General features: G+C 68.9%; 6 protein-coding genes and 1 tRNA gene. 6 read left to right on the top strand and 1 reads right to left on the bottom strand.

Translation table 11 applies throughout. From position 1 onward, the window contains the following. The first annotated feature begins 1 nt into the window (after position 1). From QZ814_RS17915 to QZ814_RS17940, 6 genes are all read left to right on the top strand, one after another. The gene (locus tag QZ814_RS17915; RefSeq protein WP_294334807.1) at positions 2–907 is read left to right on the top strand and encodes a glycosidase; all 906 of its coding nucleotides are present in this window, start codon (positions 2–4) and stop codon (positions 905–907) included. Positions 908–994: 87 nt separating this feature from the next. Further along, complete coding sequence (locus tag QZ814_RS17920; RefSeq protein ID WP_294334808.1) at positions 995–1,669, top strand: response regulator transcription factor; 675 nt, start codon at positions 995–997, stop codon at positions 1,667–1,669. After that, the gene (locus tag QZ814_RS17925; RefSeq protein ID WP_294334809.1) at positions 1,659–3,014 is read left to right on the top strand and encodes a HAMP domain-containing sensor histidine kinase; all 1,356 of its coding nucleotides are present in this window, start codon (positions 1,659–1,661) and stop codon (positions 3,012–3,014) included. Before QZ814_RS17920 ends, QZ814_RS17925 begins: the two co-directional genes overlap by 11 nt. A 122-nt stretch (positions 3,015–3,136) precedes the next feature. Next, positions 3,137–6,355, top strand: a complete 3,219-nt coding sequence (locus QZ814_RS17930) for an efflux RND transporter permease subunit (RefSeq protein ID WP_294334810.1) — start codon at positions 3,137–3,139, stop codon at positions 6,353–6,355. Then, positions 6,345–7,508, top strand: a complete 1,164-nt coding sequence (locus QZ814_RS17935; RefSeq protein ID WP_294334811.1) for an efflux RND transporter periplasmic adaptor subunit — start codon at positions 6,345–6,347, stop codon at positions 7,506–7,508. The genes QZ814_RS17930 and QZ814_RS17935 overlap by 11 nt, the downstream gene beginning before the upstream one ends. Continuing rightward, the gene (locus QZ814_RS17940; RefSeq protein WP_294334812.1) at positions 7,501–8,907 is read left to right on the top strand and encodes an efflux transporter outer membrane subunit; all 1,407 of its coding nucleotides are present in this window, start codon (positions 7,501–7,503) and stop codon (positions 8,905–8,907) included. The genes QZ814_RS17935 and QZ814_RS17940 overlap by 8 nt, the downstream gene beginning before the upstream one ends. Positions 8,908–9,343: 436 nt before the next feature. Here the strand turns inward: QZ814_RS17940 and QZ814_RS17945 are convergent. Further along, positions 9,344–9,420, bottom strand: a tRNA-Met gene (locus QZ814_RS17945). Positions 9,421–9,429 lie beyond the last annotated feature (9 nt).

Here is a 9,429-nt window from a genome sequence, read left to right on the forward strand (position 1 = left end):
CATGGCGCAGCTCGACTTCAACGTGGAAAAGATCGAACCCGTGATCCTCCACGGGCCGGACGCCGTGACGCAGCGGGACCTGATGAGCCCCTATGTCTGGAAGACCGGCGACCGGCATCCGTTCGCGATGATGGTCCGTGCGGTGCCGAAGATGGGGGAGGAAGGCGATACCGGCACGATCTGGTATGCCACGAGCGGGGATGGACTGACCTTCACCGCCACCGACGCGCCGGCGCTCGTGCCCGGCCCCGCCGCCGAGGATGCCGGAGGCTGCGAGGACCCCACGGTCGTCATGCTGCCGGACGGCAGCTATGTGGTCTATTATACGGGCGTGGACGCGCCGCGCGCGCACGGGGAGCTTCTCTATGCCGTCGGCCCCGGCATGGACCGGCTGCAGAAGCGCGGCGTGGCCATGGCCTCCAGCCCCTCGCAAGGAAATGTGAAGGAAGCGACGGTCGATCGGACCCGAGCGGGTGCCTGGCGGCTGTTCTACGAATATGCCGCGCACGACGCGTCGCTGATCGGCCTCGCCACCGCCCCGGGTGTTGCGGGCCCGTGGCATCACGACCGCCAACCCTTTGCGCCGCGGGCCGACGCGTGGGACAATTTCCATCTCTCGACCGGACCGCTTCTGACCGACGACAAGGCGCAACCGGTGATGTTCTACAACGGCGCGACCCAGGATGCGCGCTGGCGGATCGGATGGGTCGCCTTCGATGCCGAATATACCCGCGTCACGGACCGCTGCATCGAACCGCTGATCGCGCCGCCCCCCGCCCCCAATCGCATGGATACCGACATCGCCTTCGCGGCCTCGGTGGTTCTCGATCACGGCCGGATCTGGCTCTATTTCTCGCGCGCCGATCGCGCATTGTTCCGCGCGACGATCCGCCGCTTCACCGGCTAGTCCGTAGGCGCGCCGCGGACCGGCAGGGGGGCTACCACCGGCATATCTGCGCTTTGCCTAAGACCCTGCGCTCTCTATGGTGATCGCATGGCTCGCATACTGGTGGTGGAAGACGATAGCGCAACTGCCGAGGCGATCGCCCATGAACTCCACGCGCACGGGCATGCGGTTACCGTCGCAGGGACAGGCGCTGCGGCACTCGACGCGGCGCGGGACCCTGTGCCCGACGCCATGACGCTCGATCGACTGCTGCCGGACATGGACGGCCTCGCATTGCTCGCCCGGCTGCGCGAACGCGGCGTCCAGGCGCCGGTGTTGATGGTCAGCGCCCTGGGCGACGTCGACCAGCGCATCGCCGGGCTCCGCGCCGGGGGCGACGACTATCTGATCAAGCCCTTCGCGCCGAGCGAGCTAGCCGTGCGTATCGAAGTGCTGCTCCGCCGTACCCAGCAGTCGCCCGAAACGGTGCTGCAGGTCGGCAGCATCCAGCTCGATCTCCTCCGCCGCGAAGCGCGAGTCCGCGGCACCCCGGTGCGATTGCTCCAGATGGAATTCAAGCTGCTCGAATTCCTGATGCGCAACGCCGGCGCCACGGTCAGTCGGCGGATGCTGTTCGAGCAGGTGTGGAACTATCACTTCGATCCCGGCGCGAACCTGATCAATGTTCATGTCGCCCGGCTGCGCCGCAAGCTCGACCTGCCGGAAGGTCCCTCGGCGATCGCGACGGTGAAGGGCGAAGGCTATCGGTTCGATGCCGTCTGACCGGCTGCGCTGGCGCGACGTGCGCGCCACGACTCCGTTTCGGCTGACGCTGCTGCTCGGATCCGTATTCCTCGCCGCCTTGTGGGTCACGCTGGCGACCAGCTATTTCTTCACCGCGCACGAGCTCACCGCGCGCAGCGACCAGATCCTTTTCACGCGGGCGAAGAGCCTGCTCGCCTCCACACCGGCGGCGCTGCCGGAGCATGTCCGCGCCGAGATCGCCAACGCGACCCCCGGTCTCAACTATTTCGCGTTGCTGGGTCAGGACGGCGAGCAGGTCGTCGGCAACATCGCCCTCCCTGCCCCCCGCCGTATCGGCACGCCCTATGCCGTTGCCGCCGTGCCCGGCGTGCACGGGCCGCTCCGCGTCCTCGCCGTGCGCACGATGGCGGGCGAGACGATCCTGATGGGGCGGGACATCTCGCCGATCCGGGATCTACGGATCCGGCTTCTGCAGATTCTGCTGGTCAGTGGCCTCGGCGGTACTGCGATGGTGGTGGCGGCGGCGATGCTGCTCAGCATCGGACCGCTGCGGCGCGTCCGCGACCTCGAACGGGCCAGCCATGTCATCGCCGCCGGGGGCCTCAGCCACCGCATGCCCGTCGCCGGTCGCCGGGACGAGCTCGACCAGTTCGCCGTGACGGTGAATCTGATGCTCGACGAAGTGGCGCATGTCGTCGCACAGGTCAAGAACGCGACCGACGCCATTGCGCACGATCTGCGCACCCCGCTCACCCGGGTGCGCGCGACGCTGCACCGGATGCGCCAGGAGACCCAGCTGCCCGAAGCGGCGCGCGGCGTGACCGAACGGGCGATCGAGGATCTGGATGCGGTGGTGGATCGCTTCGCCGCACTGCTGCGCATCGCCGAGCTGGAGGCGAGCGGCCGCCGCGCGGGCATGGCACCCGTCGACCTCCACACGCTGTTGCGCGAACTGGGCGAGTTGTACGAGCCGCTGGCCGAAGAGCGCGGCATCGCTCTTGCCACCGACCTGCGCGGCCAGCCGTTGGTCGTGGCGGACCGCGAACTGCTGTTCGAAGCGGTGGGCAACGTGCTCGACAACGCCATCAAGTTCACGCGATCGCGGGTGACGCTGCGGCTCCTCGAACGCGAGGAGGGCCCGGTCATCGAGGTGATCGACGACGGCCCCGGCATCCTCGCCGAAGAGCGCGAGGCGGTGCTGCGCCGCTTCCACCGGGCCAGCGGGGCCGCCGGAGTCGAAGGGACCGGGCTGGGGCTCGCGGTAGTCAGCGCCATCGTGCATCTGCACGGGTTCAGCCTCGCGTTCGACGACGCAGCGCCCGGCCTGATCGCCCGCATCGCACTGCGCGCGCCCCAGGGGTGAAATTCATTTAATTCGCCATCGGCGTCGGGCGGGAGCAGATGGGCCGTCGCCGGTGCTGTGGCGTCCCTACCCACCCCCTGCGCCCAGTGCCGGCACTCGGATTCCCGTTGTGCAGGCTGCCCATGCTCCATCTCATCCGCATCGCGCTCAGCAAGCCGCTCACTTTCGTCGTCCTCGCGATCCTGATCGTGCTGGGCGGCGGCGTGGCGGCGCTGACGACACCGACCGATATCTTCCCCGACATCAAGATCCCGGTGATCGCCGCGGTGTGGACCTATCGTGGTCTGCCGCCCGAGGAGATGTCCGGCCGCGTCGTCTATTATTACGAGCGGCAGCTGACCTCGACGGTCAATGACATCGATCACATCGAGAGCCAGAGCCTTTCCGGCATCGGCATCGTCAAGATCTTCTTCCGCCCGAACGTCGACATCCGCACCGCCACCGCGCAGGTGACGAGCATGAGCCAGACCGTGCTCAAGCAGATGCCACCGGGCATCACCCCGCCGCTGATCCTCAACTACAACGCCTCGACCGTGCCGATCGTGCAGCTGGCGCTCTCGTCCAAGACGCTGTCCGAAGCCAAGATCTTCGACCTCGGTCAGAACGCGATCCGTCCGGCACTCGCCTCGGTCGGGGGCGCCGCCGTGCCCTCGCCCTATGGCGGCAAGGAGCGGCAGATCCAGATCGACATCGATCCGGCCGCGCTCCAGGCGCACCATCTCTCCGCGACCGACGTCGGCAATGCGCTTGCGCAGCAGAACCAGATCGTGCCGGCCGGCACAACCAAGATCGGCAGCTACGAATACAACATCCGGCTGAACAACGCGCCGCAGGTGATCGACCAGCTCAACGACCTGCCGATCAAGACCGTCGACGGCGCCACCGTGCTGATGCGCGACGTCGCCCATGTCCATGACGGCTCGCCGCCCCAGCGCAACATCGTCCGTGTCGACGGCCACCGCGCCGTGCTGATGACGATCCTGAAGAGCGGCGCGGCCTCCACCATCGCCATCGTCGACGGGGTCAAGGCGCTGCTGCCCAAGCTCGCCGAGACGCTGCCGCCCGACCTGAAGGTGCTGCCGCTTTCGGATCAGTCGCTGTTCGTCAAGGCGGCGGTCAACGGCGTGGTGCGCGAAGGGGCGATCGCGGCGGCGCTGACCAGCATGATGATCCTGCTGTTCCTCGGCTCGTGGCGCTCGACGGTGATCATCGCCGCCTCGATCCCGCTGGCGGTGCTGGCGGCGGTCGCCGGCCTCGCCGCCGCCGGGCAGACGCTCAACATCATGACGCTGGGCGGTCTGGCGCTCGCCGTCGGCATCCTGGTCGACGACGCGACGGTCACCATCGAGAACATCAACTGGCACCTCGAACAGGGCAAGACGGTGCGCGACGCGATCCTGGACGGTGCGCGGCAGATCGTGCAGCCCGCCTTCGTCTCGCTGCTGTGCATCTGCATCGCCTTCCTGCCGATGTTCTTCCTGCCGGGCGTCGCCGGCTTCCTGTTCGCGCCGATGGCCGAGGCGGTGGTGTTCGCGATGATCGCAAGCTTCGTGCTCAGCCGCACATTGGTGCCGACCATGGGCAATTTCCTGCTCCGCCAGCATGCCGGCACACACACCGCCGAGCACATGGCCAGCCATGATTCGATGGCCGGCACACCGAAGAGCCGCAATCCGTTCCGCCGTTTCCAGCACGGGTTCGAGCAGCGCTTCGAGGGCGTTCGCCGCTATTATCTCGCGCTGCTCGGCTTCGCGCTGGCCCGGCGCAAGGCGTTCGTGCCCGCCTTCCTGCTGGTGGTGCTCGCATCCTTCGCGCTGATCCCGATGCTGGGGCAGACCTTCTTCCCCTCGATCGACGCCGGGCAGATCAACCTCCACGTCCGCGCGCCGGTCGGCACGCGCATCGAGGAAACGGCGGCGCTGTTCGACCGGATCGAGGACCGCATCCGCGGCGTCGTGCCGCCCGACCAGCTGGTGTCGATCGTCGACAATATCGGCCTGCCGGTCAGCGGCATCAACCGCGCCTATTCGAACACCGGCGGCATCGGTCCGCAGGACGGCGACATCCTGATCACCCTGTCCAAGGAGCACAAGCCGACCGACGGCTATGTCAAGGCGCTGCGCAAGGCGCTGCCCGAGGCGTTCCCCGGCTCCACCTTCTCGTTCCTGCCGGCCGACATCATCAGCCAGATCCTGAACTTCGGCGCCCCGGCCCCGATCGACGTGCAGGTCGCCGGCCCGGACAAGAAGGCCAACGAAGCCTATGCCCATCTGCTCGCCGAGAAGATGAACCATGTCGCGGGCATCGCCGACGTGCGCGTGCAGCAGGCGAACGACTATCCCGAACTCGCCTTCGACGTGGACCGCGCCCAGGCCGATCGCGTCGGCATCACCGAGAACGACGTGACCAAGAGCCTGTCGGTGAACCTTGCCGGCAGCTTCCAGGTGGCGCCCGCCTTCTGGCTCAACCCGAAGAACGGCGTGTCCTACCCGATCGTCGTGCAGGCGCCGCAGTACCGGATCGATACCATGTCCGACCTGCAGAACCTGCCGGTCACCGGCACGCAGGGCAACGCCCAGCTGCTCGGCGGCATCGGTACGCTCCATCGCGAGCCGAGCGCGGCGGTGGTCTCGCACTATGCGGTGCAGCCGGTGTTCGACGTCTATGCGACGACGCAGGGCCGGGACCTCGGCGCGGTCGCGGCCGGCATCCAGAAGGTGATCAAGGAGACCCAAGGCCAGCGGCCCAAGGGCGCCACCGTCGCGCTGCGCGGCCAGGTCGAGACGATGAACACCGCCTTCTCCGGGCTGCTGTTCGGCCTCGCCGGGGCGGTGGTGCTGATCTACCTGCTGATCGTCGTCAACTTCCAGTCGTGGATCGATCCGGCGGTGATCGTCTCCGCGCTGCCCGCCGCGCTGGCAGGCATCGTCTGGATGCTGTTCGCCACCCACACGCCGCTGTCCGTGCCGGCACTCACCGGTGCGATCATGTGCATGGGCGTCGCCACCGCCAACTCGGTGCTGGTCGTCAGCTTCGCCCGGGAGCGGCTCGCCGCAACCGGCGACGCGCTGAAAGCGGCGATGGAGGCGGGCGCCACCCGCTTCCGCCCGGTGCTGATGACCGCGCTCGCCATGATCATCGGCATGGCGCCGATGGCGCTGGGCCTGGGCGAAGGCGGCGAGCAGAACGCGCCGCTCGGCCGCGCCGTGATCGGCGGCCTGATCTGCGCGACCCTCGCCACGCTCATCTTCGTCCCCGTCGTGTTCAGCATCGCGCACCGCCGCGACAAGCTCCGTCACCCCTCCGACCTCGCAGCCGAGGACCTTGTTTATGCAGAGTGAAGCCCCCCTCTCCCCCCAGACCCACGCCCCGCGCGGATTGAAGACGGCCGGGATCGCCGCCGTGGTGATCGCCGGTGCGGTGATCGCGCTCGGCACGATGCGCCGCGCCGATGATGCCGGCGCCGCCCAGCACTGGTCCGACGCCCGCTCGATCCCCGTCGTCCACCTGGTGCCGGTCCAGGCCGCTGCGGCCAGCGGATCGCTGAGCCTCCCCGGCACCATGGAGGCGTGGGATGCCGCCAAGCTCTATGCCCGCGTCGGCGGCTATGTCCGCGGCTGGGACAAGGATATCGGCGCCACCGTCGCGGCCGGCACTCCCCTCGCGCAGATCGACACGCCCGAACTCGACCAGCAGATCGGCCAGGCGCGCGCCGACCTCGCCAGCGCCGTTGCGAATGCCGGCCTCGCCAGGAGCACGGCCGCGCGCTGGAACGACCTGCTCACCACCCATTCGGTCTCGCAGCAGGAGGCCGACGAGAAGAACGGCGAGCTGGCGGTGCGCAACGCGGCGGTGAACGCCGCCCGCGCCAATCTCGGCCGCCTGCTCGCGATGAAGGGCTTCGCCACGGTCCGCGCGCCCTTTGCCGGCGTGGTGACGCAGCGCGCCGCCGATATCGGCGATCTCGTGGGTCCCAGCAGCGGCAACCAGCAGCCGCTCTTCTCGGTCGCCGATGTGCGCAAGATCCGCATCTATGTCAGCGTCCCGCAGGTCTATTCCTCGGCGATCCACCCCGGCCTCGCGGCGACGCTCAGCGTCCCCGACTATCCGGGCCGCAGCTTCACCGCACAGGTGGTCGGCGCGTCCGGCGCGATCAGCCAGCAGAGCGGTGCCTTCCAGGTGCAGCTCGTCACCGACAATCCCGGCGCGCTGCTCAAGCCCGGCGGCTATGCCAAGGTCGGATTCAACGTCGCCGGGCAAGCGGGCACGGTGCAGGTCCCGTCGAGTGCGCTGGTGTTCCGTGCCCAGGGCGCCCGTGTCGCGCTGGTCAGCCCGGACGGGCATGTCCACCTGCAAGCGATCACCATCGGCCGCGATCTCGGACCGACGGTGGAAGTGCTGGGCGGCCTCAAGCCCGGCGACCGCGTCATCGACAATCCGCCGGACTCGGTGAGCGACGGCGAACTGGTACGGGTGCAGCAGAGCCATGCGTAAGCGCCTGACCCTCGCCTGCCTCGCCGTCGCCACCGCCCTGTCGGGGTGCGGTACGACGCCGGCCTATCGCCCGCCCGTGGTCCCCGCCCCGCCCGCATTCAAGGAGGCTGGTCCCTGGACCCTTGCCGCCCCGGCACTGCCCGCCGATGGCCGCTGGTGGACGATCTTCGCCGATCCGGTGCTCGACGGCCTCGAGCGCAAGGTCGCCAGCGACAATCCCACGCTGCAAGGCGCGCTCGGCCGCTACGAGGCGGCACGGGCCTATGTCCGCCAGGCCGGCGCGGGGCTGCTGCCCAGCATCGGCGTGCGGGCCGACGTGACCCAGAACCGCCAGTCCGACAACCGGCCCTTGCGCGGCAGCAACCAGCCCGATGTCTATGCGGCGGACACGCTGTCCGCCGGCATCGGCTGGGAGCCCGATCTGTGGGGTGGCCTGCATGCCCGCGTTGCCGCCGGCCGCGCCGAAGCGCAGGCGAGCGGCGATGACCTCGCCGCGATCCGGCTCGCGCTCGAAACCGAGCTGGCACAGCGCTATGTCGAGCTGCGCGGGCTCGATGCGCAGGCGCAGATGCTCGGCGATACGGTGAATGCCTATGCCCAGGCCGATGCGCTGATCCGCCGGCGCTTTGCCGGCGGCATCGCCTCCGGCATCGACGTGGCCCGCGCCGGCGCACTGCTCGCCGATGCCCGCGCGCAGCTTGCCGATATCGCAGCGTCGCGGGCGCTGGTCGAGCACGCCATCGCCAGCCTGGTCGGACAGCCCGCGAGCGCCTTTTCGCTGGCCCCTGCAGCCGGTCAGCCGGCGATCCCGGCCGTGCCGTCGGTCCTGCCTTCGACACTGCTGCAGCGCCGGCCGGATGTCGCCGCTGCCGAACGCCGGATGTTCGCCGCCAATCAGGGCATCGGCGTTGCCCGCGCGGCCTTCTTCCCGTCGATCACGCTCGGCGGTAGCGGCGGGGTTCAGAACACCGCGCTGGCCGGGCTGGTCGCCGCGCCGAACACGCTGTGGTCGATCGGCCCGAGCGCGATCCTGTCGATCTTCGACGGCGGCAGGCGCAAGGCCGAACTCGCCGCCGCCCGCGCCCGCTGGACCGAGGCAACTGCCGACTATCGCGGCCACGTGCTCACCGCGTTTCAGCAGGTCGAGGACGGACTGGCCCAGTTGCATCACTTCGGAGACGAGGCAGATGCCCAGGCAGATGCCGTCCGCTTGGCAGGCGACGCCGAGCACCTGGCGCTCAATCGCTACGAGAAGGGCGTGGTCACATATCTCGACGTCGCGACCGCGCAGGCCTCGGCGCTGCAGGCGCGGCGTAAGGCACTCGACCTGCAAACCCGACGACTCGATGCCTGTATCCGCCTGATCGGCGCGACCGGTGGAGGATGGCAAGGCGCCTGACGACGGGCGCAGGGTCGTCGTCGAACGCGACGCACGCGCATCCTTGCATGGATGCGCGTGCGTTCGCATGTCCGACCTCGCCCCGAAGATCGAGGGCCGCGTGAAGCACCCTTCGAGGGCACCAGCGCCGAGCGCGGTAGCTGGGCAGGTCCAACCTGCGACCCCTCCACGCCGTCCTTGCCGTCTGGTCCCCCGCTCCGGTCCTTCGGCGCCGTACGGGGGTCGTTAGCCGAAGAGCTTCGAGCCGTTGGGTCGGACGAGGAGGTACAGGCCCTCGCCGTCGGCGAGCTTGTAGTCCTTCTGCCGCCTGGTCGCGTAGCGGACTTCGAGTCCGTTGAGCGCTATCTGAGACGACGCGCCTGGGGCGTAAGCCCTGTAAAACAGGCATAAAAAAGCCGCCTCAGGATGTCCTGAAGCGGTTTGGTATGTGTGGGATTGGTTGCGGGGGCAGGATTTGAACCTGCGGCCTTCAGGTTATGAGCCTGACGAGCTACCGGGCTGCTCCACCCCGCGCCAATGCTG

The sequence above is a fragment of the uncultured Sphingomonas sp. genome (genome assembly GCF_913777625.1).
Taxonomy (GTDB): domain Bacteria; phylum Pseudomonadota; class Alphaproteobacteria; order Sphingomonadales; family Sphingomonadaceae; genus Sphingomonas.

What these genes read in the sequence shown, in the direction of transcription:
- QZ814_RS17925 (WP_294334809.1), top strand. Translation starts at nt 1,659, where the DNA reads ATGCCGTCTGACCGGCTGCGCTGGCGCGACGTGCGCGCCACGACTCCG.
- QZ814_RS17935 (WP_294334811.1), top strand. Translation starts at nt 6,345, where the DNA reads ATGCAGAGTGAAGCCCCCCTCTCCCCCCAGACCCACGCCCCGCGCGGA.
- QZ814_RS17920 (WP_294334808.1), top strand. Translation starts at nt 995, where the DNA reads ATGGCTCGCATACTGGTGGTGGAAGACGATAGCGCAACTGCCGAGGCG.
- QZ814_RS17940 (WP_294334812.1), top strand. Translation starts at nt 7,501, where the DNA reads ATGCGTAAGCGCCTGACCCTCGCCTGCCTCGCCGTCGCCACCGCCCTG.
- QZ814_RS17915 (WP_294334807.1), top strand. Translation starts at nt 2, where the DNA reads ATGGCGCAGCTCGACTTCAACGTGGAAAAGATCGAACCCGTGATCCTC.
- QZ814_RS17930 (WP_294334810.1), top strand. Translation starts at nt 3,137, where the DNA reads ATGCTCCATCTCATCCGCATCGCGCTCAGCAAGCCGCTCACTTTCGTC.